We start from the raw sequence: 26,720 nt of genomic DNA, 5'->3' as shown, positions 1-26,720 counted from the left end.
GGTCATTACCACTTAGTTATGCTTATTAAACACGACACAAGTTGTCGTGTTTTTTTATATGAGGATGGTTATATGGTTATTAATACACCATAATTACCGTTCAAAATGAGTGAATGGTTACTCAGTGTCAATATAGTAGTCAGCGAACTACTAAACGGTTACGGCGTTAACCTCGTTAAACCTACTCCAGTAGTACTTGCACTCGGTTGCCTTGTAACCATTTTAGACTTCTTTAACTATAGTAGTCAATGTATTAAAGAGGCTATGTGTTAGGTAAATATTGGGTACATTGGGCTACTTCAAGTGTTGTTTTTTAAGAGAGATGTTGTGTGGATATAGTGGTATTAGGTTTTATGGTTGTCGCTGCCATGATTTTTTTAATCAGTATAGTGTTTCAGCGTTGTCATAATAATCGTAAGAGCAAACCAGTTCGTGGTGATGATTTACCTATCTGGCCGTTTACACCCATGCCAATCATGACAGATAGTGAAGTACTATTTTTCGCTAAACTACAAAAAGCAATGCCAGACTATTTTATCTTTAGCCAAGTTCAGCTCTCACGTATCATCGAACCAAGTGAAGAGGCAGGCAGTGATAGAAGCTTTTGGTTTAATAGAATATGTCGTCAGAGTGTGGATTATGTGTTAGTAGATACCGACGCGCAAACCACGTTACTTGCTATCGAGCTAGACGACTGGACGCATGAAAGTCAGTCAAGATTAAAAGCCGATGAGAAAAAAGATAAGGCGCTGGCAAGTGCAGGTATTCCGATTTTGAGGTTCCATGCTGAGCGTCTACCCAGTGTTGAGGTCATACAGCATGATATTGATGCGGTGTTACGCAAATATCCTAGAAGCACTGTTAAATGAGTTACCGCCTAATCGCCTAATATAGGTAGTATTATTAATAATATCTAGGGTTAAAAAACGGCTTTTTCTTATTGGATATAGGATGCCTATACTGAATTAAAGATCGCCTTTATTTGAAAGACACTTTTTTAAGTTAACTAAAGAAAAACCCCGATTAAGCGCATGGCTTAATCGGGGTTTAAGGTATATGGTGGGCCGACCGCGACTCGAACGCGGGACCAATTGATTAAAAGTCAACTGCTCTACCAACTGAGCTATCGGCCCTGAGACACGTATAAAAAAAGCATTGCTTTTCTAGCTTCGCAAGTTAAACTTCCTTAATTTGAAGTTTATGAATGCGTTAAAACAATGTATACAATGTTAACAGTACAAGAGAATTTTCTGTGAAGAAAGAATTCTAAATATTTAACTAAAATGGTTAAAGACATCAATGTCTTAAAACATAAGGTTAAATCACAAATAAGCGATTTGATAACTGCTTAACGTGGAAGCACATTATACTTATCAACAATAAGATTGCAAGGGCTAAAGTAAATTAAGCCAAAATTCTTTTACCATTCATTCTTTAACTAAAGAAAAACCCCGATTAAGCGCATGGCTTAATCGGGGTTTAAGGTATATGGTGGGCCGACCGCGACTCGAACGCGGGACCAATTGATTAAAAGTCAACTGCTCTACCAACTGAGCTATCGGCCCTGAGCGACATTAAAAATTAAGAGAGAATCCTTTGAACAGAATTGCCTTAAACTTAATACCTCAAAGGTGTCTAAAAAAGCATTGCTTTTTTATCTTCGCTAGTGAAATTTCCTAAAAGAAAACTTCAAAGGGGTGTAACAAAATAAGGGTATTGATAAACCATACAGTTATATCAGGTTACCAATACTGTGTATCCGCTTAACGTGAGAGCACATTATACGCCTCAAAAATGAGAATGCAAGTCTAAATATTAAATTTATCCATATTTTTATAGTACATCCTTTATAACTCAATACTATTAGGGTCTGTTGAACATTCAAATGTGGAACTGGCGGAGGCTATTTTTTAGGCAATATGCAGGGAAATTTTTGACGCTTAGTCATTCTAAGTTAGAAAATTTTGCAATATATTGACAAAAAATAGCTCCGCCCCGCAGGGCTGATGCTAAAATTGCCCCAAACGTTGTTATAAACTTAGCTAAGGTCTAGACATTATCGTCGGTTTACGCCTAGTTTGAAACAATTTCAGCTATCAGCAGTCCTAATATTTGAATGTTCAACAGACCCTAATCATATCTCTAAACTTTTAAGCATCTTTATAAACGTTCAAGTATCTTGCTAAACAATACTGAGCTGTCAGTTAATCACGAGAAAGGGCTTCGACAGGATTAAGCTTGGCTGCATTACGAGCAGGCAGAAAACCAAAAACAATCCCTACTAGTGTGGAGCAAACAAAAGCAGCAATAATAGAGGTAGGAGAGTATATAACCTTAAAGTTATCAGAACCAATACTATTAATTCCTTCACCAATCATAAAGGCCATGAGTACCCCTAGGCTACCGCCAAACACGCAGACTAATACCGCTTCAATTAAAAATTGCTGCATGATGTCACTTTGGCGTGCACCTACCGCCATACGAACGCCAATCTCATTGGTACGTTCTGAGACCGATACTAGCATGATATTCATTACCCCGATCCCCCCTACTACCAAAGATATAATAGCGATAGAAGATATAAGTAGGGTCAGGGCTGTAGTGGTAGATTCAATAGTTTCGCGAATTGAGTCTAAATTTTGGATACGAAAGTCATCGGTACCGTGGCGGCTAATCATTAGCTCGGATATGGCGGTTTCTGCAGCACTTGAGGAAATATTATCATTTATGAGTGCAACAAAACGCTCAATATGGGAGCTACCCTGAATACGTGACATCATCGTGGTATAAGGCATATATAGGATAGGAGTGTCGCTTGCTGGACCAAAGTCATTGTCATTTCTTGCAAGAACACCAATCACTCGGCTAGGTACGCTGCCAATCAGCATAACTTCGCCAATAGGATCATCATTGTTAGCAAAAAAAGTATCTTTAGCCTCGCTGTTTATGATGATGTCTTGCACTCGGCGGTCAATACTCTGTTGATCAAAACCTTGACCAAATGCCAAGGTTTCGCCGGTAACTTGTAAGTAGTCTTTACCCACGCCGCTAATAGTAGAGGCTTCTTCAATATTGCGATAACGCACATTGGCGTTAGCATCAAGTTGTGGACTAACACTAACGATGTAAGGTTGTTCAGCTACTGCCTGAGCATCTTCTGGTGTTAAGCTATCATCGTTATAACTGCGTCTAGGGTCGCCATAAGGATAGCCATCTATTACTGTGATGGTGTTGGTGCCAAGGGCACTAATGCTCGCTAAAATCTGCTGCTGTGAACCTTGCCCTAAGCCTACGATAGAGACTACAGAAGCAATACCAATAATAATACCCAACATGGTCAAAAGAGTACGCATTTTATGGGCACGCATCGCCAAAAGTGACATTTTAAAAGCTTCGGCTAGACGGTCAAAAAAAGAGCCAATAGCGCTTTTTTTTGAAAAGTTACTGTTTTTTACTACGGTATTATTTTTGGAAAACAGTGTCTTTTCAGTGTGTTGATTGGTCAAGCTAGTATCTTGATCAGTAGTGATGGTTTTGGAGGGTGTGGGTGCGCTATCGTGCTCGTTATGATAATCCGCTATGATACGACCATCTTTAAGCTCAATGACTCGCTCAGCTTGATCGGCGATAGAAGGGTCATGCGTTACCATAATAATGGTATGACCTTGACTATTTAAGTCTTTTAGAATGTTCAGTACATCTTCGCCCGACTTGCTGTCAAGTGCACCAGTAGGTTCATCGGCTAAAATAATATCTCCGCCGTTCATCAGTGCACGTGCCACAGATACACGTTGTTGTTGTCCACCCGATAACTGATTAGGACGGTTATATAGCTTGTCGCCAAGCCCTAAGTCAGTCAATAGCTGGTCGGCACGTGTCATTCGAGCATCACTATTCTTACCAGCGTATACAGCAGGGACAGCGACATTGTCGCGTGCGCTAATATCTCCCAGTAAATGGTAGCGCTGAAAAATAAAGCCAAAGTGTTCTCGGCGCAGCTTAGCCAGCTCATCAGCCTCAAGCTGCTCAACAGATTTGCCAAAGATAAGATACTCGCCTTCATTGGCTTTATCCAGACAACCTATGATATTCATCAGAGTAGATTTACCAGAGCCTGATTGACCAATAATAGCAACCATTTCGCCCTGATATATAGTTAAATCGATGCCATGTAAAACACGAATGGTTTGCTCGCCTGCTGGGAACTCTCGGACGATATTAGACAGCTGCATAATAGGAGCAGTAACATGTGCAGTCTTCGAGTTCTGTACCTGTAATACTGTCACACCTGTGCTTTTATTATTACCATTATCGAGGGTATCGCGGGTATCAAGGCTATCTTCTTTTCGTACATATGGCGGCTTAGAGGATGTCATAGAAAATTCTTCAGTTCAGGATGTCATAACCTAGTTTGATTTTTAGCACTAATATTGTTAGAAGTAATATAATGATAGTTGGCGGTTTGATGTGAGCCGATGTGTATTCGGCCTGTGCCTTTAATCGTTACATTCGAGGTCGGCCTTTGCGTTGTTCACTATCCGGGTTACTACTACTTTCAGCAATAATGACCGCCTCACCTCGTTGTAAACCACTTACAATCTGAGCATTGACGCGATTATCGATACCTACTTTTACCGGTCTTTCCTCTACGCTACCATCCTTGTTTAATACACGTACATAATACCCCATCCCCGTACTGGATTTGGCTGGTATGCTTGTATTAGCATTGTTGTTAGCGACTCGTGCTGGGGCAGTTTGACTTGTATGTCCTGAAGCCGAATTATTTGTGTTATTAGAAGGCACACCCTTCTTAATTGCGGCAGAAGGAACCAATAACGTATTTTTAGCGCTATCAACAACGATGTATACTTGAGCCGTCATATCAATACGAAAGCGACGATCTGGATTAGGTACTTCGATATAACCAACGTAGTAAATAGCTGAGTTTGTTGAGCTCGTGTCACTTATTTGCTCAGGTGCTGGCTCAATGGCAGTTAATACGGCATCGTACTTTTTATCAGGGTTACCAATAGTATTAAAATATACTGGCATACCAGCTTTGACATTTATGACATCTGCCTCAGAGATTTGCGCATTGATACGAACTGTGGATAAGTCGGCAAGTGTAACAATAGTCGGGGCAGACTGATTGGCGTTAACGGTGCTACCTTGTTCGGTTACGACAGCGACCACAGTGCCATCCATAGGTGCACGTATGGTGGTATAGCCTAAATCCGTCGTAGCGGTATCCAAATTGGTTTGCGCTTTTTGCAGATCAGCTTGGTTACTGGCAATGTTTGATTGTGCAGTAATAAGAGCGGCTTTAGATGTTTTTATGGCTGCTTGTGCATTAGCAACTTGTGCTTTCGCTGTTTCAACGCTGGTTTGGGCATTATCTAGCTCTTGTTCACTAATCGCCTTAATCGCTAGGAGAGGTTGTAACCTTTGATAATCTGATCGGGCTTGTTTTAGCTCCGCTTCACGACTGGCAAGATTAGCGTAGGCACTTTCTAAATCGGCTTGACGACTCAGATATTCAGCTTTTGCACTTTGTAACCCTGCGCGGCTCTGCTCTAGAGATGCTTGCTGGTTAGAGAGGGTATTTCGCTGTGTTACTTGGTCAATTTGAGCGATTAGGTCGCCTTTTTTGACTTTATCACCCACATTCACATAAAGCTTGGTTACCTCGCCCGATACTTGAGCACCGACATCGACTGTATTGAGCGCTTTTACTTTGCCTGATGCCATAACATTATTTTCAATATCGCCTTTTTCAGCAACGGCAGTAATATAACTTGGTGTGTCTTCTTTGGGCTTAAAACGATTATAAGCCAGCAGTGCCAGAGCAAGAACAACGAGCCCAACAATGAGCCACTTTAAAATAGTTTTGCGATTTTTAAAAATAGAAGTAAACGCCATGCTACAACCTAGTATTAGATTTTTAATATAAACATGATACTTTATTGACTAAAAAACACTATGGTTTAAAGTTTAAGAAAAGTTACTACAGGAACAAAAGAAGATGGGTGCGGATGTATAGAGTTGATTTAATATACTCTAATTATATTCAAAGATGATTATCTTTATCTACATTTATCAGTTGTTTATATTGCTGCAATACATTAAAGGAGTTACTGTATCTTAACATTGAGAATAGTGTAAAATAATTTTATATCATCTGCTTAGAAAAGTGATAAAAGCTAAAAGTGATAAAGTTCTCATTGAAGAATGACAAAAACCACCAACAATGAGTTGACTATGGAACACCAAGACGCTAAACAATTAAAATTAACAGATGACAAAAGACATCAGGCAGTTCATGAGTATTTATTTGAGTTGGTCCGATCCGAACCACAGCTATACTATGCCTCAACGGATGAGGTTGCCCATCGATTAGTTGACATTATTAGAGAGCGTGCTGATGACATGAGTATCGAAGAGCAAAAGCTTCTAAAGAGTCTAACCGTTACCGATATTGATGAGATATTAAGCTTCCATTCACGTAAAAAGTAGCGGGAATATAATTGCAGTAGTAGATATCGATCGTAATACGTTTTTTAAGTAAAATTTGCCAGATGTCTTGAAGAAAAAAACTGGGAAAAGTTAAGCAAATAACTGTACTCCAGTAACTCGTAGGGCTGCTTGTAAGATAAGCTCCCAAGCAGGCTGATGAATAACCCCTTTAACGGCTTTATCACATTGGTACAAAATATCTGACCAATCGGCAGTAGAGTGGGGAGAGTGCCTACGACAGGCGTTTTGAAATAGCGATTGTTTATTGCGCCATATACCAATACTCTGAGGGTCTTGACCATCCATAAGCTGCATTATTAAGCGCATATCTTTATTAATGGCCCATAGCACCAAAGGCGTTGGTTCGTCGGTTGCACGTAACTGTTCTACTATTTTAATAACCTGTGCTGTATTACCAGCGAGCATCGCATCTGATAAATCAAAAACACTGTATTGGGCATCGCTAACCAGCGCATTCTGCAATGCTTCAACGTCTACATCCACGAGATTTGTAGGCGTGTCAGGGGTAATTTGACTTATTTTGTCGGCAAATAAATAGGATAAGCGCCACAATGCTTGGTAGGCACTTAATAAATGATGCTCAGTTTGTAGCATTAGAAACTGCCAAGCATCGGAGGTTAAGTTCAATCCGAATCTATTGGCGTGAATTGACAACAGCTGCTGCCGCTGATTTTCATTGTAAAGATTACAGTCAACAACGTTACCCAATTTAGCAAATGGCACAAACCATTTGCTGGATTGGGCACGCTTGTCTATTTTTGCAGTCAGCCACACTAGGCAGTTGTCGTTATTGCCACCCTGAGACTCTAAAGCAAAGGCCTCAAGCTCATCCTGTGTATATTTGTCTGGCTTATGGTTACCAGTTACGACAACTGCGGTAGCATCATCAAATAAAGATAAGCTGTTAAGCTCACTGAGTACATCTTGCCATGATTTAGGCGATAACAGATCAACACGTTTAGTCATTAAGCTTTGTGTTCGCCATGTGCTACGCATGGCATCTATTAACCACTGATGTAGCAAAGGCTCATCACCATGCGCTAACCACAAACCTGAAAGGTTATAACGTTCGCTGGTCTGATCATTAGCGATTTTTGGATAAATATTAAGAAAGGTATCTTGCATAACTTAATCAGTTCATCTGTGTGGATGATGGCGTTGAATTGGTTTTTTTAACAGACTCAGCAGTCGGTGCCGTGGATATAGTGTGAGGCGCAACTCTAGGCAAGTTTAGTGCTACGTATTGGTCTGCTATGCGTTTTGCAAGACTGTCATAGAGCCAATCACGAATTTGCTCCCCCTGTTGATCTTCGACACTCACGGTTGCCTCGTTAAACTGATAACTGCGCTCTACCTGAATAGGGTTTTTAACCGTTATTGGCTTACCAATTTGACCTTCAATATTACTTAGGGTTTGGTAAGTTACATCAGCGGATAATACCAGACGCACTTCGGTTAACACCCCCACGAGCTCATATTTTTTAAAGCGGATATTATCGACAGTAATGGCTGCGGTATACTGTTGGTTTGAATCATTAATTTGACGACCAATATCATCTACAACATTAACACCAACCGCATTGAGGCTCTGCTTAAGCGGCTGTTTTAAATAAAAACTGCTACTGTCATCTGGTAGGTGTAATGCGGTACTACTTACCACGTAGCTCATAGGCGTTTCGAGACCACGCAGGTGAAAGCCGCAACCTGCTAGCAATGTTGGGGCAAATATTAAGGCTGATAGGCAACTGGCTTTAAAGAAGGAACACAGCTTGTCATCTCTTGCTTTTAACGCTTTAGTGTCGACTACTGCCTTTAATATTTTCATTTATCCGACCACCACAATGTTCACTAATTTATTAGGTACGACAATTTCTTTCTTAATCTCGCCCGTTAGATACTTAGAAACGCTATCAATGGCTTTAGCTTGTGCTTTTAGTGATTCTGCATCACTGTCTGGCGCAACTTCCATCTTGCCTCGTACTTTGCCATTGACTTGCACTACCATGGTAATAGTATCTTGTACTAAGGCAGATTCATCAAGCGAAGGGTACACAAGTTTAGTGGTATCAACGCCTAACTTTTCAAGTAAATGTTCAGCAATATGTGGGGCATAGGCAGACAACATAGTTAGCAAGGCAACAATGGCTTCGTGTTGCACGGCAAGCGTTGTTTCTACCGCTTGGCTTGTGTCAGCTTTATAAGCACTTAACTCATTGGCAAGTTCCATTAAGCTAGAGACGGGGGTATTTAAAGACAAACGCTGACCTAGGTCATTATCAATTTTAGCAATAGTTTCATGTGTCTTGCGTCGCAGATCTTTTGACGCTTTATCAAAACTATTATGTAAACTTGAAACAGCGGGTAGGTCTGCGCCAGACAGGGTGTGATTGTCTAATACTTGTAAATGGTCGGTTACGCTACGCCATACTTTTTTCAAAAAGTTGTATGGTCCTTTTAATGAATCATCTGACCACTCAAGGGTTTGATCTGCAGGTGCGGCAAATAGTGTGTAGAGGCGAACAGTATCGGCACCGTATTCATCAATAGTGGTTTGTGGATCAACCCCATTGTTCTTAGATTTTGACATTTTCTCAATCTTACCAATAGTGACAGGCAACCCATCTGCTTTCAAAGTAGCATTAATTGGCTGACCACGATCATCATAATTGATGTCAACATCCTCTGCAAAATAGTAGGTCTTACTGCCATCTTCATTGTCACGATAAAGAGTACCAGCCAATACCATACCTTGGGTCAGTAGATTCTTAAAGGGCTCATCGCCAGACACTAAGCCTTCATCTCGCATTAATTTGTGATAAAAACGGGCATATAATAAGTGCATAACTGCATGCTCAACACCGCCTACGTACTGATCTACAGGTAACCAAGTATCTGCTGCTGATTTATCGACCATTTGAGTGTCATCATTTGGACTGGCGAAACGAGCATAATACCAGCTAGATTCCATAAACGTATCAAAGGTATCGGTTTCACGTTCAGCCGGACCCCCACATTTTGGACAGGTGGTATTAACAAACTCGGGTATGTTTTTTAGAGGATTACCACGGCCATCGGGAACGACATCAGTCGGTAACTTAATTGGCAGGTCAGACTCTTCAACCGGCACGTTACCACAATATTCACAATTAACCATTGGGATTGGGCAGCCCCAATAACGTTGACGTGATACACCCCAATCTCTTAAGCGATATTGGATTTTGCGATTGGCTAGGTCCTTCGGTTCAAGCTTTGCAAGCATGGCCTCAAATGATCCCTCAAAATCAAGGCCATCAAATTCGCCTGAGTTAACTAAAATGCCACGCTCCGTATAAGGTCCTTCATGGTCTTCGGGAGTTTTAATAACCCTCTTAATTGGTAGGTTGTATTTGGTGGCAAATTCATAATCACGTTCATCGTGTGCTGGCACAGCCATGACCGCCCCTGAGCCATAGCTCATAAGCACATAGTTTGCCACCCAGACAGGCACTTCTTTGCCAGTTAGTGGGTGAGTAACCGTCAGTCCTGTATCCATACCAACTTTTTCAGCTTGTGCTATGTCTGCTTCAGCAACCGAGCCTTTTCTACATTCTTCGCAGAATGCCGCAATTTCTGGATTCTGTTCAGCAGCCAGCTTGGCTAAACGGTGTTCTGCAGCAACTGCCACATAAGTGACACCCATTAACGTATCTGGACGGGTGGTAAACACGTCTAAGGTACTGATATCGTCACGGTTTTTATAAGGAAAGTGCACTTCCATCCCTTGACTACGGCCAATCCAATTGCGTTGCATTGTAATGACATCGCTTGGCCATTGTCCTTCGAGCTTATCTAAATCATCAAGCAGCTCATCAGCATAGTCAGTAATCTTAAAGTAATACATAGGTATATCGCGTTTTTCAACTGGTGCACCACTTCGCCAGCCTTTTCCATCAATAACTTGCTCGTTTGCGAGCACCGTGTTATCCACTGGATCCCAGTTAACAGTAGCCAGTTTTTTATAGACTAAGCCTTTTTTATAAAGCTGCAAGAAAAACCACTGTTCCCATCGGTAATATTCAGGTGTACAGGTAGCAAATTCACGTGACCAATCGATAGATAAGCCGAGTGTTTTAAGCTGACCACGCATGTTATCAATGTTAGCAAACGTCCATTTAGCAGGGGCAACTTGGTTGGCAATGGCAGCATTTTCGGCAGGCATCCCAAAGGCGTCCCAGCCCATTGGCTGTAATACAGTATCGCCTTTTAAACGGTAATAACGGCTTAACACATCACTAATGGTGTAGTTTCTAACGTGCCCCATGTGTAGCTTGCCGCTTGGATATGGGAACATGGACAGCATATAACGGGTGTTAGTATGTTTGATATTATTACTGACTTCAAAACGCTTGTCAGCTGCCCATTTAGCTTGTTGTTCTGCCTCAATAGCTTGAGGGTAGTAATGGTTCGGATTGGTATTGGTATTGGCATTGGTATTACTGTTTGGGTACATACTGCTTGGATTCATATGGTCTAATTGGTCTTCTGTTACTGTATTACGCGTGTTAGTCATAATGAAATTGGCTCAAAGTTATAAATTATAGTGTGAAAGAGGAATTGACGATTTTATTAATACTATTTTAGTTAAAAATAATAGGTAGAATTTGATACGATAGGATAGCGTAAATTGACTAAAATTGCGATGTTATGAGCCAATTATAATGAGAGATTGGTTTGTATCATTATTACTTTTTTGGTAAAGGTGAAGGATTCAATTTTTTTAAAACATGTCAGTAATATCATTATGTTATGAGTTTTAATATAAAGGAGCGGTAATGAACATCACAATTTATGGCATTAAAGCCTGTAGCACCATGAAAAAAGCATTTAATAAATTGGATGAGCTAAATATGCCTTATGCGTTTTATGATTACAAAAAGCAAGGTATCGACAAAGCCAGTGTACAGCGCTGGGTAGATGAGCTCGGCATCGACAAAGTACTCAATAGACGTGGTACGACATGGCGGAAGCTTTCTGAGAAACAAAAACAAGCAGCTGATACCAATGCGGATGATGCCATTGACTTATTGGTTGCTAATACAAGTATGATTAAACGACCAATTGTCGAAGGAGACTATAAAGGTAAACCTATTTTGCTTTGTGGGTTTAAAGAAGAGGATTTTGAGTCAACATTTGCCTCTTAGACTTGCCCAAAACGGAGTAATTATTTAGAAAGTAATTATTTAGAAAGTAATTGAAAAGCCCTGGGTTAAAATGCTCTTAGCTCAGGTCTAAAAACGCCAACAATAAACCAAACTATACTGACTATCCAAAGAATTAAAACATAGAACCTGATTTGTTCGCTATTCCAATCTAACGTAAACCAATCAATTAAAAAAAATGCCTTCAATCCTTCCACCCACTTCGCACCACCAAAGCCGATTATCCACCAACTAAATAGACTATGTAGTATAAATATCAGTGACCAAACAGAGAGAGACATTCCTCAACCCTTTTTATAAACTTACCGCCTTTAACTATAGTAAAACCTATACGAGCTCTGAATTTAGGTCACGGCTAATTAATGTCCCCACACCTTCATTGGTAAAGACTTCAAGTAAGGTAGCGTTTGGAACTCGGCCATCCACAATAACCGCACTTTTGACCCCACTTCGTACCGCATCTAACGCGCATTGAATTTTGGGTATCATCCCACCAGATATAGTACCATCTTCGATTAGCGCATCTACTTTTTTAGGGGTTAGACCTGTAACCACTTGTCCGCTTTTATCCAATACACCCTTGATATTAGTCAACAGCATAAGCTTTTCAGCCTGCAAAAACTCAGCTACTTTGCCAGCCACTAAGTCGGCATTGATATTGTAACTATTGCCGTCATTATCTACACCGATTGGTGCAATAACGGGAATAAAGTTTGAAGCAATCAACATTTGAATGACATCTTTATTAACGCTGACCACTTCACCCACAAAACCTAAGTCAACTTCAGTAGAGAGACCCTCACTGTCAGTTTTATTCATCAATAGCTTTCTTGCTCGAATAAGATTCGCATCTTTGCCGGTAAGTCCAATCGCACGGCCTCCGTGTTTATTAATAAGGCTGACAATAGACTTATTAACACTACCCCCTAGGACCATCTCAACAACATCCATAGTAGGTTTGTCCGTTACTCTCATGCCATCAATACGATTTGATTGACGACCCAATTCTTTTAATAGGTTATCCACTTGAGGTCCGCCACCATGGACTACAACAGGGTGCAGGCCTACCGTTTTTAACAGCACAATGTCACGCGCAAAAGAGCTTTCGAGTTCGGGGTCAGTCATAGCGTTTCCGCCATATTTAACGACAATGATTTTATCTTCAAAGCGTTGAATATACGGTAAGGCAGTGGTAAGAACTTGGGCAGTGGTTTTTGCTTCGGCAAGGTTTAATGACATATTAGACTCTGTTTGTTATCTTGAAGAATTGTCGGTTTATTATATGAGATATAAGTTAAGAGCTATAGAGTTTATGAGTTACAGACTGTATTAAACAAGACCTTTTCAATCAAAATCTTTCAGTAAAAGGTATGCTGTTAATAGACTTTAATATTTAGGGGCTTATATTCAAAGGCTATGAGGTTTAACAGCGCTTATGTGTAAAGGTTGTGATTGGTTATTAGTCAACTTTGTAGTTAAGTAAGTCTGACTATCACTGGTTATGATTTGGGGGTATTTTAAAGTAATAAAACTATTTTACGCTGTTGCGGGAATATTGGCTATATGATTGGCTAAATTACTGTCTAATGATTCACATAACATAACAAAATAGTGTTGGATGTCTTTTAAATCAGATAAGGAGTTACCAGCAAAACGAACCGTCAAGCAGTTGCTGGTATTTGATTTACGTATCACGCCAAAGCCGTTTGGGAAATCCAAGCGAATGCCATCAATCGTTGTTAAGAGGGTGTTTTTGGGCAGTCCAAATTTGCTAGCTTTATTAATTAAAGCTGTTTGACAGTGCTCAGTAAAACTATGATGAGATTGACTGGGTAAACAATTCTTTTCTAGTGTTTGACACAAGTTTGAAAGTCTAGATAAAAGGACGTTTTCATCAGATGAATTAACACGATTTGTGACTCTATAAAAGGTTAGTGGCAAATACACATCGGAGGTACTTACCATATTTGGTAGTTGTTCAATGATGCAGGATAAGCAGTTTGGTAACTGTTGAGCTACAGGTTGAGTTTGTGAATGCAGCTTCGTATCATGTGCCTCATGTAAAGACTGAGCTATGAATTGCTGATGTGATTGGTGTTTAGGCTTACAGTTTAACCAGTTTATTAAACGCAATGCGGCATACATGGCATCATCATGCAAAGTAAAATAACCATCATTAAATAAAAAATGACCAGATAGCTCGCCTGCAAATAGGGCTTGATTATCAGTGGTTTTATCTGCCGTTTGCAGTGCTCTACGCATTAGGCTGCTGCCTGTTTTAGTCATTTGGGGCGTTGCCCCTATTTTCTCAATGAGCTTGGGCAAGTGGTGTGAACACTTAACATCAAAAATGACTGTTTCGTGATGAGGATTATTAGACCTCTCCACACCGTCAAGGGCAACTAGAGCTAATAAGTATAAAAGATGATCTGGCGCAATTACTTTGCCTTGATTGTCCACGACCATTAAGCGGTCTCCATCCCCATCAAACGCTAAGCCAATATCGGCTTGATGAGTTAAAACTGCCAAACTCAATTCGTTTAGGCGTCCAGATTCTGTTGGATCAGGATTTCCTTTAGGGAAATTACCATCTGGGTTGTCATTAAGCACAATGACCTCTGAGCATAAGCTTGGATGCTTGGTAAAAAAAGCATGAGCATAAGGTCCAGTCGCTCCGTTTAAACAGTCGATGACAATTTTAAGCGGGTCAGAAGGGGTTATATTTGAATCTGATTGGATATGGACTTGTTCAATGGCACGTACGGTCATGTTGATATAGTCATCAGTGACTTTTGACTTTGTTAGAACCGTTAAGTGTGGCAAGTTATACTCAAAGGCCTCAAAATCAGTCGCTTTATCAGCAGGGGCATTCTTATTTATGGTTGCAGTTTGCAAATCTGCTAATTGAGTATACAGCTGCTCGATGTATGAGCTGCTCGGTGATTCGCCAAAGAGTAGCCATTTTAATCCATTAATATGTCTCGCTGAGTGACTTGCCGTTGCAATAAAACCATGCCCTTCATACTGATTTGCCCAAAACGCCATTATAGGGGTGGTAACCAGTCCAATCCAGACCACATTTATCCCAGATTGGCTAAAGGTATATGCAAATTTTTGTGCAATTGCTAGACTACCTTGGCGTGTGTCATAGCCGATAACAACAGTGGGTCTCTTGGTATTTGAGCTTTCAGTAGTAAGGTGCTGAGTGTTTATTTGCTTAGTTTTTAGAAGTAAGTCATTAGCAAATACGCGGCTTAAATCCCAGACAAAAGCATCGGTAAACAAGGTATGTTTACCGCGAATATCATAGGCTTTAAATAAAGCACGTTGAGCCGAATAGGAATGCGACGACAAAATGTTCTCCCACACTACATTAAATGTAACGAATAGTTTCAATCATAACTTTAAAGTGTTACTTAATAAAGTATAAAGCGTTATGATTGGTTAATCTGTCTGATATACAGGACAGGAGGTAATGAATGCTGATTTACTATAGTCAGCGTACTACTAAATGGTTACGGCGTTAACCTCGTTAAGCCTACTCCAGTAGTACTTGCACTCGGTTGCCTTGTAACCATTTTAGTCTTCTTTAACTATAACAAAAAAACGACCTATTGATTAAATGGGTCGTTTTAAACGGGGTAAGTGTTTGAAGTTACAGGACAATTTTTTTATTGTTGTTTTGAATAAAGTATGTTGTCCAATACATTGCGCAAACGCAAAAAAGCATGTTCAAAATCGTTAAATCTACTTACTTTTAGTAATTACATGTGTTTTCTCTTAGCAATTACATGTGTTTTTAATTTGGTTTTGGAGAATATTCGATGGCTATTTTCTACCAGAATGTCCAAAGCCACCTGCACCGCGCGCACTTAGTTCATTGAAATTGTCAACAATCTCAAACTTAGGGCGTACGACTGGCACTACCATATATTGTGCCATACGTTCAGCAGGATTAAGTATGAAATCCCTGTCACTTCGGTTCCAGACACTGACCATCAACTCGCCTTGATAATCGGCATCAATAAGCCCCACCAAGTTACCCAGTACAATACCATGTTTATGACCAAGTCCAGAGCGGGGCAGGATAATACCGGCATAATTAGGATCAGCAATATAAATTGCCATACCAGTACCAATGAGCTTTGTTTCGCCGGCTTTAATAGTCATAGGCTCATCAATACAAGCACGTAAGTCAATACCGGCTGAGCCATCTGTTGCCCGAGTTGGCATGGGGAAAGCGGGGTCGTTGCCAATTTTAGAATTTAAGATCTTAACTTGTACGGAGTTCATATCTTACCTCTCATCTGATAAAAAATATTTTGGTTAAGGCTTTAATCTGGATATGGATTAGCGAAATTTTAAAAATCGTTACTTAAATAAAACTGACAGGCTTATTTTCTTAAAATAGACGTCATACTTTAAAATCGGTATTCGGTATTCGGTAATCGGTAATAAGCTATAATATTAGAATGCTGGCAAGTCCTAAGAATGACATAAAGCCAACAATATCGGTTACTGTGGTCAAAATGACCGATGCTGAAAGGGCTGGGTCAATATCCATACGCTTCAATAGTAAAGGAATACTAATGCCAGCAACATTTGCTGCGGTCATATTGATGGCGATCGCACAGCCTATGACCAAGCTAATCCTTGGATCATGGAACCAAAGCTGAGCAATGCCCGCCATAATAAGCGCCCAAATAATCCCATTAATCGCCCCAACCCATAGCTCTTTATTCATTAACCAAACTCGGTTAGACCCCCCAATTTGCCCCATTGCCAAACCGCGTATAACAACGGTTAGCGTCTGGCTACCAGAGATGCCACCCATACTAGCAACGACTGGCATTAGGACGGCCAAAGCGACGACTTGAGCCAATACTGCTTCAAATTGGCCGATTACCGCAGCCGCCAATAATGCGGTTAATAAGTTAATACCCAACCACACACTTCGGCTTTTGGCACTGCGTAAAATAGGCGCAAATAGTTCTTCATCATCACTGACACCGGCTAAGTGCTTCATGGTGCTATCAACATCATCACGAATAATTTCCATGATGTCTTCAGCATTAAGCTGGCCGACCAATTCGCCAAAGCTATTTACCACCGGAGCGTAACGAATGTCTGATGAACGAAAGACGGCTGCCGCATCTTGAATATCCATGCGATCATTAATAGTAATCGCAGGATCAATCCACTGCTCAACCATAGACTGTTGTGGGTATTTAATTAAATCAACTAAGCTCAGTAGTCCGAGCAACTGATTACTTGTGTCTACTACAATTAGCTCTTGGGTTTGGTCATCTAATAAATCTTCATCTTCGCGCAAGAATTCTTGGACTTGTTCTAACGTAATATTGCCTTTAATCTGGATGGTGTCTGGATCCATGTAATCACCAACTTCATACTCTTCATAAGTATTTAATTGGCTAACTTGTAGGCGAATATCATCATCCAGATTAGACATGACCTCTGTACGAACTGTATCATCGACAGTATCTAAAATCTCAGCAATATCCTGAGCGTCGAGATCTTCAGCAAGGATTTCAATTTCGCCTGCGAGCATATTTTCCATCAAGGATGGACGAATATCACCTTCAACCTCAGCAAGCACCTCACCTTTAATCTCTACTGGAACTTGTGACCAAATTATCTTGCGATCGTCACTTGGGAAGGATTCAAGCAGGTTAGCAATCTCATATTCAGACTGCTCATTTAAAAAGTCTGCTATCAATGGCAAATCGTTATCAGCAACTAGGCTTTGTAGATAAATAAGTTTATCTTCAGCACGGTCATAACTTTCGGGGGGAATATCTTGCTTGAATGCTTGTTCAGTATTGCTTGACATACGCGCCCCTAATCAGTTGATAGAATAAAAAATAAGTTAAAAACAAAAATGACAGGAGTGACTCCTGCCATTTTGAGGTTATTTTACAATATTTTTATGGACTTGCATGATTAATATTTGGTTAAGTTTTAGCCTTTACCAAGCCTTTATTTCTTTTTTAAAAGCGCTTTAATATTTGCCATGTATTCAGCAGCAACAACTTGGGGGTCGCGTTCGGCTTTTTTCTTTTTGGCATTGGCTGGCCAATCTAAGTGCTCTTCAGGCAGCTCCTCTAAAAAGCGGCTTTGTGTCGTTGTACGCATTTGGCCACCACCGCGGCGCTGGGCTGCCAAGGTTAGGGTTAACTCACGGCGAGCGCGGGTAATCCCTACGTACATCAAACGGCGTTCTTCTTCAATAGTCTCTCCGATAATAGAGTTTCGATGGGGAAGTAGCTCCTCCTCTAAGCCCATTATGTAGACAAAATCGAACTCTAGACCCTTGGCGGCATGCAATGTCATCAAGTTTACCTTGTTGGTATTTTCTTCCTCTTGCTGTTGTTCAAGCATATCAAGCAATACCAGTTTGCGAATAACCGCATCAATAGTTTTGTCATCATCGTCTTCTGCACGGTTAATAAGCGCTTGGATGCTGGTGTACAACACCTCAATATTGTCAATCCGGTTTTTTTCTTGCTGCGGGGTTTTGGAATCCGAACGCACAAAATCGATATAGCCCGTTTCATCGATCAACTGGCGCACTAGCGGTACAGGATCGGGGTGTTGATCAAGCTCGCGCGTATAGTGCTCAATAAATTCGCCAAATTCTTTAAGAGTACTATACGCCTTTATTGGTAATACATGACCAAGCCCGCCATGAGTACAGGACGCCAATAGTGAGATGCTATGCTCTTGAGCAAATAAGCCCAACTTTTCTAAAGTAGCCGGTCCTAGTCCTCGCTTTGGGGTATTCACAATACGTAAAAATGCGCTGTCATCCTCAGGGTTTAGTATCAAGCGTAAGTAGCCCATCACATCTTTAATCTCACTACGTGCAAAAAATGATTGACCCCCTGAGAGTTTATAAGGTACTTGTAGTTGTCGCAGCTGTGCTTCTAACATACGCGCTTGGAAGTTACTGCGATATAAAACGGCATATTGCTCCCATTCGTTACCAAAGCGCAGTTTATGAGTCACAATCTCTTTAGCGACTCGCTCAGATTCATCATCATCATTACGGCAATTAATGATACGAATCTTCTCGCCTTGACCTTTTTCTGACCACAGCGCTTTATCAAATAAATGCTCATTATTCATGATGACTTGGTTAGCCGCACTTAAAATACGATTGGTAGAACGGTAGTTTTGCTCAAGTTTAATCACTTTTAGCTTGGGGAAATCCTCTTTGAGCAGCGCCATATTCTCTGGACGTGCGCCACGCCATGCGTAGATAGATTGGTCATCGTCGCCGACCACCGTAAACTTACCCAAAGGGCCTACAATAAGCTTAATCAGCTCGTACTGGGCAGTGTTGGTATCTTGATATTCATCAACGAGTAGATAGCGAATACGGTTTTGCCATTTATCTCTTAGCTGTGCATTTTCACGCAATATTTTAGCAGGTAAAACAATTAAATCATCGAAATCTACGGCGTTGTAAGCCCGCAAGTTGCGCTCATATAAGGCATAAAGCGTGGCAAATATCATGTCTTCAGGGTCATCAAGCGTTTCCATCGCTTTTTCAGGTTCGATTAAGTCGTTTTTCCAATCAGAGATAAACTTGATGGCTTTTCCGACAAGCTCTCTACTTTCTGCGCCAGATAAATTGTCACGCATCATAAGCTCCATAAGTAGCCGCTTACTATCGTCGGCATCCATAATAGAGAAATTGCCTTTTAAAGGGGTGTGCAGCAGCTCATAGCGTAAAAACTGTAATCCAAATTGATGGAAGGTTGAGACTGTTAGACCGCGTATTTTATCTTTGGGCATTAAAGAGGAAACACGGGCTTTCATTTCGCGTGCGGCTTTATTGGTAAAAGTTACTGCCGTAATACGTTCAGCAGGAACATTACATTGTTCGATAAGATAAGCGATTTTTCGCGTGATAACTGACGTTTTACCTGAGCCTGCACCCGCTAGAACGAGGAGGGGACCGGACACATAGGTCATGGCCTCTTGTTGTTTGGGATTGAGCTTGCTCATGGTGTACCTTTAATTTGATTTTTGACTAGATGAAATAGGGTTTCTTGATTATTTATACTATTCATATTGTAGCGAGTGGTAAAACTATGCTCTTTGCAGTAAGTCGTAAAACTTTGCCTATTAAATAAAGGTCATAAGTTACAGAGTGGTTATTATAGGTGGTAAAGATGAAATCACAACTGCTTTATATAAGACTATCTATGAGTGATCACCATTACCAGTGCTAATGAACAGTAAGGTAAAAGCTAGGAGACTTGTTACCTAGAATGCATTAATTGAAAAGTACTAATGTTGAAATCATAGTGTTTGAGATCATAATGACGGGTAGTTATACAGATAAACATATAACCTTTATAGTATCTGATGTCATAAAAATTTTGAGGCATTAGAAAGCAATAATAGGATTTGAAAAATTAAAAAAGCCAACCAAAATAGCCGACTAGCAAGTCGTATCTTTTTGGTTAAAACACCTTACAAAGTTTAAGGATATTTAATATAATCAAACTAGACAGTTAGAAAGTAGAAATAAACTAACTGTTGGTTATTAACTTTTAAGCCTAATCTTATTTCAGTTATTTTAGCACTTTATCTATCATTTAAATAAGTTGAGGAAACTATGATTAAACGTCAAGCATTGATATTAGCTGCACTGGCTGCAGGTTTAAGCATAACACCTGCAATGGCAGAAACAGCAGGCACTTGGACGGTGGGCGTGGGTGCTGGATATGTCGACCCAGAAAGTGGTAACGGCTCATTGGCTAATGGAACATTGGCTGTGGACGTTGATTCTGATGTGCGTCCTACAATCACTGGCGAATACTTTGTTGCAGATAATATTGGTGTTGAGCTATTAGCAGCTTTGCCATTTCATCACGATATCGATTTGAAAGATGCAGATGGTAATATCATTAAAGCTCAGACACAACATCTTCCACCAACGTTATCGTTACAGTATCATTTTGATGGTCTAAACTCTTCAGTTAAGCCTTTTGTTGGGGTAGGTGCAAACTATACAACGTTCTTTAAAGAACGTATCTATTTAGATAATGGTAATGACTTAGATATTGATGATAGCTGGGGCGTGGCAGGTCATGTGGGTGTTGACTTCAAAATCAATCCAACTGACTCCGTTCGTTTAGATGCTCGCTATATTGACCTTGAGCCAGACGTAGAGTTGAATGGTGCTGATATTGGTACAGTAGAGATTAATCCTTGGGTATATGGCATCTCTTACGTCAAACGTTTCTAATTCAAAAACGTTTGGGAAAGTAATGGATATTGACGATTAATTTTATTAAAAGCTCAGTCCATTCAGAACTGGTTTCGTTAAAAATCCCCGTACAATTACGGGGATTTTTTTATGGCTAAAACTAATAGCTGAAACCCTTTTATACAAGTAAAGGGCACCGCAACCGAGTGTACGTACTATACGAGCATGCTTAACAAGGTTAACACTGTCACTGATTTGAAAGTATTTGGCTATTAAAGCAGCGATTGCGCAAATCCGCTCGTTGAAGAGTATAAGGTTACAGGTTAGGTTATAGCTTATTTAACTGCTTAGCGGCCTCTAAAGCAAAATAAGTAAGAATACCATCAGCACCAGCACGGCGGAAGCCGATGAGGGATTCCAGTATAACTGCATCAGATAACCAGCCTTTTTGTATAGCCGCCATATGCATAGCGTACTCGCCAGATACTTGATAGGCGAAGGTAGGTACCCCAAAGGTATTTTTGACTTCACGAATTAAGTCTAGGTAAGGTTGGCCGGGTTTAATCATGACCATATCAGCCCCTTCATTAATATCCATAGCCACCTCATGCAAGGCTTCGGCACGGTTACCAAAATCCATTTGGTATTGTTTTTTATGACCGCCTTTTAAATTTCCGGCACTGCCTACCGCATCACGGAAAGGACCATAATAAGCAGACGCATACTTGGCGGAGTAAGCCATAATGCTGGTATTGACAAACCCTTCTTCTTCAAAGGCTTCACGTATCGCTAGTATTCTCCCATCCATCATATCACTTGGCGATATAATGTCAGCGCCTGCACGGGCATGAGCTAAGGCTTGTTCAACTAAGACCTCGACAGTAGCATCATTAACCACATAACCACTTTCATCTATCAATCCATCCTGACCATGAGTGGTGTAGGGATCTAACGCCACATCTGTCATGACCACCATATCGGGTACTTCTTTTTTTAGAGCACGTACCGCACGGCACGCTAAGCCATCTGGATCATAGGCAGCTCTACCGTCTTCTGTTTTTAAACTCGCATCAATAACCGGAAAGATGTCTACGGTAGTTACGCCCTCATTAAGTAGGGCTTTGGCATGCTCAATCAACAAATCGATGGACAGACGTTCAACACCCGGCATACTGGCCACAGCTTCACGCTGATTCTCACCGTTCAATACAAAAACAGGTGCAATAAAATGCTTGGGGTGTAACTCAACTTCACGAATCATAGCTCGAACGTTATCATTAACCCGTAGGCGGCGTAAGCGAGTGTGAGGGAAGGTACGATTAAAGGTATAACTCATGATTAGTCCTAATTAATAAAAAACATATAAAAGTATGATAAGGATTTTGGTAGCCGTACTGCTTATTTTATCTATTGGGTGGCATGGACTACCTACCCACATGGTAATTATAGTATAGCGCAGCAGTGGGTGTGTTTTGGATGCGAGAAATGATACAAGTTTATAACTTATTTTTAACTAAGGCGATATAATGAGAGCTATCTAAAATTAACCAGCTGTATGCTGTAAAAAAAGAATAGATGCCTCGTATATTATCGACGTCTAGGTTGTTTATTCTAGGTTATTTATTAAAGGTTTAAGGCACTCAGATATGAATAAAAAAAATAATGGGCTGTTTTCACATTCACCGATAATGACATCGTTTAACGATAGCTTAGATGATGAACAGAAACAAATAGATGTTAACGAAAAACCCCAAATAGCTATTGCCAATGAAAAAAATCAAGCAAAGACCCTTAACCGTAGGTATTTTTTAGGTCTAACCTCTATAGGTATTGCTAGTATGGGCGTATTGGGAACAGGAGCTCATAGAGCGATTGCTTCAACCTTAATGCCAGAAACTTTAGACTGCTTTGCACCAACTATAACCACACGGTTGTTTGCAAGCTCAAATACTGGTGCTGATGCGTTACGCAATAAGCGTAGTTTGCAGCGGCTGGCGTGTGCAGGGTTTAAAGTACAAAATCCTGAGATTACTGGCCGTCAATATTTACGTTTTGCAGGTACTGATAGCCAACGCAGGAGTGATCTTCAGAATATTGCGACTGGTGCCATCGAGGCCCCGAAGCTTCTCTTGGGAGTACGCGGCGGCTACGGTGCAATACGATTGCTCGAGCATATCGACTGGCAAACCTTAGGCAGAATAATGCAGGATCGGGGCAGTATACTAGCAGGATTTAGCGATGTCACTGCCATACAATGTGCTTTGTTAGCTCAAGGTGGGATGAGTAGCTTATCAGCGCCGATGTTATATAGCGAGTTTGGCAAAACTGAGCCTGATAAAATCAGTTGTCAAGGTTTTGTGGATGCTCTTACAGCGCCTAATCTTATTCTTGAGTTACCGCTGCAAAAAAATATTGAATTTGGCTCAAAACCTATCTCAGGAATGCTGTGGGGGGGTAACTTAAGTGTGGTTTCTGCACTGGCAGGCAGTAAGTATTTACCTCAACCTGAGGGCGGCATTGTATTTTTAGAGGATGTGGGAGAGCAGACATACCATATTGAGCGCATGCTTTATGGTTTATTCTTGGCAGGTACTTTTAAAAAACAGCAGGCTATTGTGTTAGGCGCTTTTAGTAATATAGGTAAGGATACCTACGATGCACGGTATGACATGAGTATAGTGATAGAACAGTTACGCCGTATGACAGGTTTACCTGTTTATACTGGATTGCCGTTTGGGCATGTGGCTCGTAAGCAGAGTTTTCCAATAGGGGCTATGTGTACTTTAAACCCTGATGATAAAGGGCTGGCGCTTAAATTTAGTGGTTATCCAGTTATTGAAAAAAGTCTGATTAATACAGAAGGGTTGTGGCGCTGATTCATCATTGAAATGTCAGAGCGTTTTATGTTTGAGACTCTGATGTTTAAAATGCTTTTGCTTGAAAGTCGGTCAATTGTTCTGCTCCTGTTTAAAGCAATTTATCTAGAGCGGCTTTAGCGTTTATTTTTCATATTACTTATTTGTCTATTGCTGATTTTGCCTATAGTATTCTTATCTATATTGATCTTGCCTATATCTATGGTACCTAAAGCTAGAACCATATTAATGATATAACCGATTATTAGTTACAATATTTAATTTATATTAAACTGACCTATTTATACTACTTACATCTTATATAAAAGGAACTTTTATGAAAAATCTTAGTCTCTGTCTTATTGCCGCTCTGACTTTAAGTGCCTGTGCAAGCACAACGCCTGATACGTCCAGCACTCATCAATACCCAGAACGTATGCTCGGGGCAGAAACCTATCCGGTTGAAGCAGTATTGCAGAAAGTTGCGACGGAGCTTGATATAGCATTCAAGGCTGAGACAGATGGGACAACTCTACAGATTTCAATGATTGGCGATGAAATAGGACAAACAACTTTTAATAATGAATCTGTACGTTATAAAGATTATAAAATGGTGTTTTTGTTAGATAATGAGCCCTTATTTGTCATGCCAGCAACGATTTATTATGATACTGCGCCATATCGTTATAAGGGGGCTAAAACTGCCGATAGGGCTATATCTGAAGTGGTCAAAAATACTGATTTACCTAAATACGCTACTTTAGATAGCCAAGGTGTTTACGCCGATGAGATCGTCTATAAAGATGAGACAAGAGCTGAACGTGTGAGTCGCAATGTGTTTCATTGGTCATTGACTAAAGCCAGTGATACGACGGCATGGTTGTGTGAGTCAATTGAGTCAGACGCCATATCATTTGACTATGATGAATCCGGCAAAGCTTGCTATGAGATTGATAAAAAAGGTGACATACTTGGCGGCACTGCAGAAATGGCTGATCCTTTTGGTGATGAAGGGGATATTTTAACCTATGATATTATGTTCAACAGATCCTAGATAAAATTATAAATGTTGACTTGAGCATAGAGGTCAAAATGTGCGGCTTTTAACTTGCTGTTAATGGTTGCCAATGAGTTGGCATATCAAGTTTAGCATGGACTTATTAAACACTCTATACTGGCCTAAAAATCAATCTTTTAGGCTTTTTTTGAATATCGCAAAACCCCCAAACAGAAAAAAGGCTTCAAATTGCTTGGAAGCCTTTTGTTCTTGAATATGGTACCCGGAGCCGGACTTGAACCGGCACGCTCGTTAGAGCGAGGGATTTTAAATCCCTTGTGTCTACCAATTTCACCACCCGGGCAAAACTTTTATCACAAGCTGTTTAATGTTTCTAACAACTCATCAAGTGCGCGTATATTATCATAAATCGAATATTCGTCAACACATAATTTGGAGGCTGGGGTCGGAATCGAACCGGCGTCCACGGATTTGCAATCCGCTGCATAACCACTCTGCCACCCAGCCATTTGAGGTGAACTATAATATCAAATAAAAACTAAAATACAAGTTATATTTAAAAAATAAAAAAAGAAGTCATAGTTTGTGATTAAAAAATTCAATGACAATTTATTTATACAGATAATTTACTATCAAAACGTATCACATTCTGATTATTTGCTTGTCATCAGTTACAATATACTGAGTTGATTCAAACTTAAAGACTTAATTAGAATCCAGCTAAATGAACACGCTTATTGAAATATTTTCCATTAATAATATTTAAAATCTGGAGCTCTACATGACCGATGTAAATACGGCCACAGTGCTAAATGGCAAAGCCTTAGCGCAACAAATCGAACAAGACTTAAGTGTGCGCGTGGCAGCCTTAAAGAAAAAAACAAACCGCACACCTATTTTAGCAACTATTTTAGTGGGTGATGATCCAGCGTCTGCCACTTATGTGCGTATGAAAGGTAATGCGTGTAAGCGAGTCGGTATGGAGTCAATGCGAGTTGAAATGCCAGAGAGTACTTCAACTGAAGCGTTATTGGCTAAAATTGAGGCGCTTAATAATAACCCTGATGTGCATGGTATTTTACTGCAACATCCCGTTCCAGAACAAATTGATGAACGTGCTTGCTTTGATGCTATCGATTTAGCTAAAGATGTAGATGGGGTAACGTCATTGGGCTTTGGGCGTATGAGCATGGGCGAGCCCGCTTATGGTTCTTGTACACCTCAGGGGATTATGTATCTACTTAAGCACTATGGTGTTGATTTTTCAGGTAAAAATGCGGTCGTGGTGGGGCGCAGTGCTATTTTAGGTAAGCCAATGGCGCAAATGCTATTAAACGCTAACTGCACAGTAACCATCTGTCATTCAAAGACTCAGAATTTAGCAGAGCATGTCGGCCGTGCTGATATTATTGTTGGGGCTGTAGGCGTACCAGAGCTTATTAAAAAAGAATGGATCAAACCGGATGCTATTGTGGTAGATGCAGGTTTCCACCCTACTGACAACGGTGGTGTTGGCGATATTGAGCTAACCGGTATTGAGTCAATCGCTTCAGCTTATACCCCAGTACCAGGCGGTGTTGGTCCAATGACAATTAATACTTTAATACGCCAAACCATAGAAGCGGCTGAGAAAGCGACCAATCAGTAATTAAAAAGTTAATTACGACAGGTAGGATAAGCAGGTAAGATGTTTTACTCGCTAAGCTAAATGAAGAGATAAGCGATGGCGCAATTAATAATGATACAGAGTTAATTATATTAGCAAAGCTACTATCGCTTATCTTTCTTGCTTATAGGTTATGCTTATCTATTTTTCTCATCTAAGAGGACGAAGAAAGCTAAGCAAGTTTTTATAGCATGGCTTCATTCAATAC

19 protein-coding genes and 4 tRNA genes are annotated in these 26,720 nt (G+C 40.4%); 7 read left to right on the top strand and 16 right to left on the bottom strand.

Features of this window, described 5'->3' with window-relative positions; genetic code table 11:
• Positions 1–329 precede the first annotated feature (329 nt).
• A complete protein-coding gene (locus AC2SLL_RS02840) occupies positions 330–869 on the top strand; it encodes a DUF2726 domain-containing protein (protein ID WP_486530146.1) in 540 nt (179 codons plus the stop codon).
• A 188-nt stretch (positions 870–1,057) separates the two neighbouring features.
• Here AC2SLL_RS02840 and AC2SLL_RS02835 read toward each other — a convergent pair.
• The 4 genes from AC2SLL_RS02835 to AC2SLL_RS02820 all read right to left on the bottom strand — a co-directional run bounded on the left by AC2SLL_RS02835 (position 1,058) and on the right by AC2SLL_RS02820 (position 5,919).
• Positions 1,058–1,133 (bottom strand) — tRNA-Lys (locus AC2SLL_RS02835).
• Between the two features lie 356 nt (positions 1,134–1,489).
• Positions 1,490–1,565: transfer RNA gene (locus tag AC2SLL_RS02830), tRNA-Lys, on the bottom strand.
• A gap of 639 nt (positions 1,566–2,204) precedes the next feature.
• The gene (locus AC2SLL_RS02825) at positions 2,205–4,232 is read right to left on the bottom strand and encodes a MacB family efflux pump subunit (RefSeq protein ID WP_486530194.1); all 2,028 of its coding nucleotides are present in this window, start codon (positions 4,230–4,232) and stop codon (positions 2,205–2,207) included.
• 271 nt (positions 4,233–4,503) lie between these two features.
• Entirely contained in the window at positions 4,504–5,919 is a 1,416-nt protein-coding gene (locus tag AC2SLL_RS02820) for a permuted SH3 domain-containing protein (protein WP_486530145.1), read from the bottom strand.
• Between the two features lie 339 nt (positions 5,920–6,258).
• On the opposite strand from AC2SLL_RS02820, the gene AC2SLL_RS02815 reads away from it, so the two are divergent.
• The gene (locus tag AC2SLL_RS02815; protein WP_486530144.1) at positions 6,259–6,513 is read left to right on the top strand and encodes a hypothetical protein; all 255 of its coding nucleotides are present in this window, start codon (positions 6,259–6,261) and stop codon (positions 6,511–6,513) included.
• Positions 6,514–6,603: 90 nt separating this feature from the next.
• Here AC2SLL_RS02815 and holA read toward each other — a convergent pair whose 3' ends face one another.
• Genes holA through leuS form a run of 3 tightly spaced genes read right to left on the bottom strand, consistent with a single transcriptional unit; the run spans position 6,604 to position 11,023 of the window.
• Positions 6,604–7,659: a DNA polymerase III subunit delta gene (holA, locus tag AC2SLL_RS02810; RefSeq protein ID WP_486530143.1), complete on the bottom strand. Its 1,056-nt coding sequence runs from the start codon at positions 7,657–7,659 to the stop codon at positions 6,604–6,606.
• Positions 7,660–7,666: 7 nt separating this feature from the next.
• Positions 7,667–8,359: an LPS-assembly lipoprotein LptE gene (locus AC2SLL_RS02805; protein ID WP_486530142.1), complete on the bottom strand. Its 693-nt coding sequence runs from the start codon at positions 8,357–8,359 to the stop codon at positions 7,667–7,669.
• Positions 8,360–11,023: a leucine--tRNA ligase gene (gene leuS, locus AC2SLL_RS02800; protein WP_486530193.1), complete on the bottom strand. Its 2,664-nt coding sequence runs from the start codon at positions 11,021–11,023 to the stop codon at positions 8,360–8,362.
• A gap of 322 nt (positions 11,024–11,345) precedes the next feature.
• Between leuS and AC2SLL_RS02795 the strand changes: the two genes are divergently transcribed.
• The gene (locus AC2SLL_RS02795; protein ID WP_486530141.1) at positions 11,346–11,714 is read left to right on the top strand and encodes a Spx/MgsR family RNA polymerase-binding regulatory protein; all 369 of its coding nucleotides are present in this window, start codon (positions 11,346–11,348) and stop codon (positions 11,712–11,714) included.
• Between the two features lie 65 nt (positions 11,715–11,779).
• On the opposite strand, the gene AC2SLL_RS02790 is transcribed toward AC2SLL_RS02795, so the two are convergent.
• The 6 genes from AC2SLL_RS02790 to AC2SLL_RS02765 all read right to left on the bottom strand — a co-directional run bounded on the left by AC2SLL_RS02790 (position 11,780) and on the right by AC2SLL_RS02765 (position 19,763).
• Positions 11,780–12,013: a hypothetical protein gene (locus AC2SLL_RS02790; RefSeq protein WP_486530140.1), complete on the bottom strand. Its 234-nt coding sequence runs from the start codon at positions 12,011–12,013 to the stop codon at positions 11,780–11,782.
• Positions 12,014–12,059: 46 nt separating this feature from the next.
• Positions 12,060–12,971, bottom strand: coding sequence for an acetylglutamate kinase (gene argB / locus AC2SLL_RS02785; RefSeq protein WP_486530139.1), 912 nt, complete (start codon positions 12,969–12,971; stop codon positions 12,060–12,062).
• 297 nt (positions 12,972–13,268) lie between these two features.
• The gene (locus tag AC2SLL_RS02780; protein ID WP_486530138.1) at positions 13,269–15,086 is read right to left on the bottom strand and encodes a phosphohexomutase domain-containing protein; all 1,818 of its coding nucleotides are present in this window, start codon (positions 15,084–15,086) and stop codon (positions 13,269–13,271) included.
• A 474-nt stretch (positions 15,087–15,560) separates the two neighbouring features.
• The gene (gene dut / locus AC2SLL_RS02775) at positions 15,561–16,025 is read right to left on the bottom strand and encodes a dUTP diphosphatase (protein ID WP_486530137.1); all 465 of its coding nucleotides are present in this window, start codon (positions 16,023–16,025) and stop codon (positions 15,561–15,563) included.
• A 166-nt stretch (positions 16,026–16,191) separates the two neighbouring features.
• The gene (locus AC2SLL_RS02770; protein WP_486530136.1) at positions 16,192–17,583 is read right to left on the bottom strand and encodes a magnesium transporter; all 1,392 of its coding nucleotides are present in this window, start codon (positions 17,581–17,583) and stop codon (positions 16,192–16,194) included.
• Positions 17,584–17,729: 146 nt separating this feature from the next.
• A complete protein-coding gene (locus AC2SLL_RS02765; protein WP_486530135.1) occupies positions 17,730–19,763 on the bottom strand; it encodes a UvrD-helicase domain-containing protein in 2,034 nt (677 codons plus the stop codon).
• Between the two features lie 616 nt (positions 19,764–20,379).
• On the opposite strand from AC2SLL_RS02765, the gene AC2SLL_RS02760 reads away from it, so the two are divergent.
• Entirely contained in the window at positions 20,380–21,012 is a 633-nt protein-coding gene (locus AC2SLL_RS02760; protein WP_486530134.1) for an OmpW/AlkL family protein, read from the top strand.
• Between the two features lie 289 nt (positions 21,013–21,301).
• On the opposite strand, the gene hemB is transcribed toward AC2SLL_RS02760, so the two are convergent.
• Positions 21,302–22,309 carry a porphobilinogen synthase gene (gene hemB / locus AC2SLL_RS02755; protein WP_486530133.1) on the bottom strand — a complete coding sequence of 336 codons (1,008 nt, stop codon included), beginning with the start codon at positions 22,307–22,309 and terminating at the stop codon, positions 21,302–21,304.
• 310 nt (positions 22,310–22,619) lie between these two features.
• Here hemB and AC2SLL_RS02750 point away from each other — a divergent pair, with 310 nt between their 5' ends.
• Together AC2SLL_RS02750 and AC2SLL_RS02745 are read left to right on the top strand one after the other, a co-directional pair.
• Positions 22,620–23,849: an LD-carboxypeptidase gene (locus tag AC2SLL_RS02750; protein ID WP_486530132.1), complete on the top strand. Its 1,230-nt coding sequence runs from the start codon at positions 22,620–22,622 to the stop codon at positions 23,847–23,849.
• Positions 23,850–24,165: 316 nt separating this feature from the next.
• On the top strand, positions 24,166–24,882 hold the full coding sequence (locus AC2SLL_RS02745; RefSeq protein ID WP_486530131.1) for a hypothetical protein: 717 nt from the start codon (positions 24,166–24,168) through the stop codon (positions 24,880–24,882).
• A 220-nt stretch (positions 24,883–25,102) separates the two neighbouring features.
• On the opposite strand, the gene AC2SLL_RS02740 is transcribed toward AC2SLL_RS02745, so the two are convergent.
• Together AC2SLL_RS02740 and AC2SLL_RS02735 are read right to left on the bottom strand one after the other, a co-directional pair.
• Positions 25,103–25,189 (bottom strand) — tRNA-Leu (locus AC2SLL_RS02740).
• Positions 25,190–25,279: 90 nt separating this feature from the next.
• Positions 25,280–25,353 (bottom strand) — tRNA-Cys (locus tag AC2SLL_RS02735).
• Between the two features lie 274 nt (positions 25,354–25,627).
• Between AC2SLL_RS02735 and folD the strand changes: the two genes are divergently transcribed.
• Positions 25,628–26,494 carry a bifunctional methylenetetrahydrofolate dehydrogenase/methenyltetrahydrofolate cyclohydrolase FolD gene (folD, locus tag AC2SLL_RS02730; RefSeq protein ID WP_486530130.1) on the top strand — a complete coding sequence of 289 codons (867 nt, stop codon included), beginning with the start codon at positions 25,628–25,630 and terminating at the stop codon, positions 26,492–26,494.
• Positions 26,495–26,720 lie beyond the last annotated feature (226 nt).

The organism is Psychrobacter sp. CX97 (genome assembly GCF_057396285.1).
The sequence above is the reverse complement of the archived record's forward strand: the minus strand, read 5'-3'. Positions and strand labels throughout refer to the sequence as shown.

Excerpts from the sequence above, each read along its gene's own strand:
- AC2SLL_RS02795 (WP_486530141.1), top strand. The coding sequence starts at position 11,346 with ATGAACATCACAATTTATGGCATTAAAGCCTGTAGCACCATGAAAAAA.
- AC2SLL_RS02820 (WP_486530145.1), bottom strand. The coding sequence starts at position 5,919 with ATGGCGTTTACTTCTATTTTTAAAAATCGCAAAACTATTTTAAAGTGG.
- AC2SLL_RS02825 (WP_486530194.1), bottom strand. The coding sequence starts at position 4,232 with ATGCAGCTGTCTAATATCGTCCGAGAGTTCCCAGCAGGCGAGCAAACC.
- AC2SLL_RS02790 (WP_486530140.1), bottom strand. The coding sequence starts at position 12,013 with ATGTCTCTCTCTGTTTGGTCACTGATATTTATACTACATAGTCTATTT.
- hemB (WP_486530133.1), bottom strand. The coding sequence starts at position 22,309 with ATGAGTTATACCTTTAATCGTACCTTCCCTCACACTCGCTTACGCCGC.
- dut (WP_486530137.1), bottom strand. The coding sequence starts at position 16,025 with ATGAACTCCGTACAAGTTAAGATCTTAAATTCTAAAATTGGCAACGAC.
- AC2SLL_RS02750 (WP_486530132.1), top strand. The coding sequence starts at position 22,620 with ATGAATAAAAAAAATAATGGGCTGTTTTCACATTCACCGATAATGACA.
- AC2SLL_RS02805 (WP_486530142.1), bottom strand. The coding sequence starts at position 8,359 with ATGAAAATATTAAAGGCAGTAGTCGACACTAAAGCGTTAAAAGCAAGA.
- AC2SLL_RS02770 (WP_486530136.1), bottom strand. The coding sequence starts at position 17,583 with ATGTCAAGCAATACTGAACAAGCATTCAAGCAAGATATTCCCCCCGAA.
- AC2SLL_RS02745 (WP_486530131.1), top strand. The coding sequence starts at position 24,166 with ATGAAAAATCTTAGTCTCTGTCTTATTGCCGCTCTGACTTTAAGTGCC.
- AC2SLL_RS02765 (WP_486530135.1), bottom strand. The coding sequence starts at position 19,763 with ATGAGCAAGCTCAATCCCAAACAACAAGAGGCCATGACCTATGTGTCC.
- AC2SLL_RS02815 (WP_486530144.1), top strand. The coding sequence starts at position 6,259 with ATGGAACACCAAGACGCTAAACAATTAAAATTAACAGATGACAAAAGA.
- leuS (WP_486530193.1), bottom strand. The coding sequence starts at position 11,023 with ATGTACCCAAACAGTAATACCAATGCCAATACCAATACCAATCCGAAC.
- folD (WP_486530130.1), top strand. The coding sequence starts at position 25,628 with ATGACCGATGTAAATACGGCCACAGTGCTAAATGGCAAAGCCTTAGCG.
- argB (WP_486530139.1), bottom strand. The coding sequence starts at position 12,971 with ATGTCATTAAACCTTGCCGAAGCAAAAACCACTGCCCAAGTTCTTACC.
- holA (WP_486530143.1), bottom strand. The coding sequence starts at position 7,659 with ATGCAAGATACCTTTCTTAATATTTATCCAAAAATCGCTAATGATCAG.
- AC2SLL_RS02760 (WP_486530134.1), top strand. The coding sequence starts at position 20,380 with ATGATTAAACGTCAAGCATTGATATTAGCTGCACTGGCTGCAGGTTTA.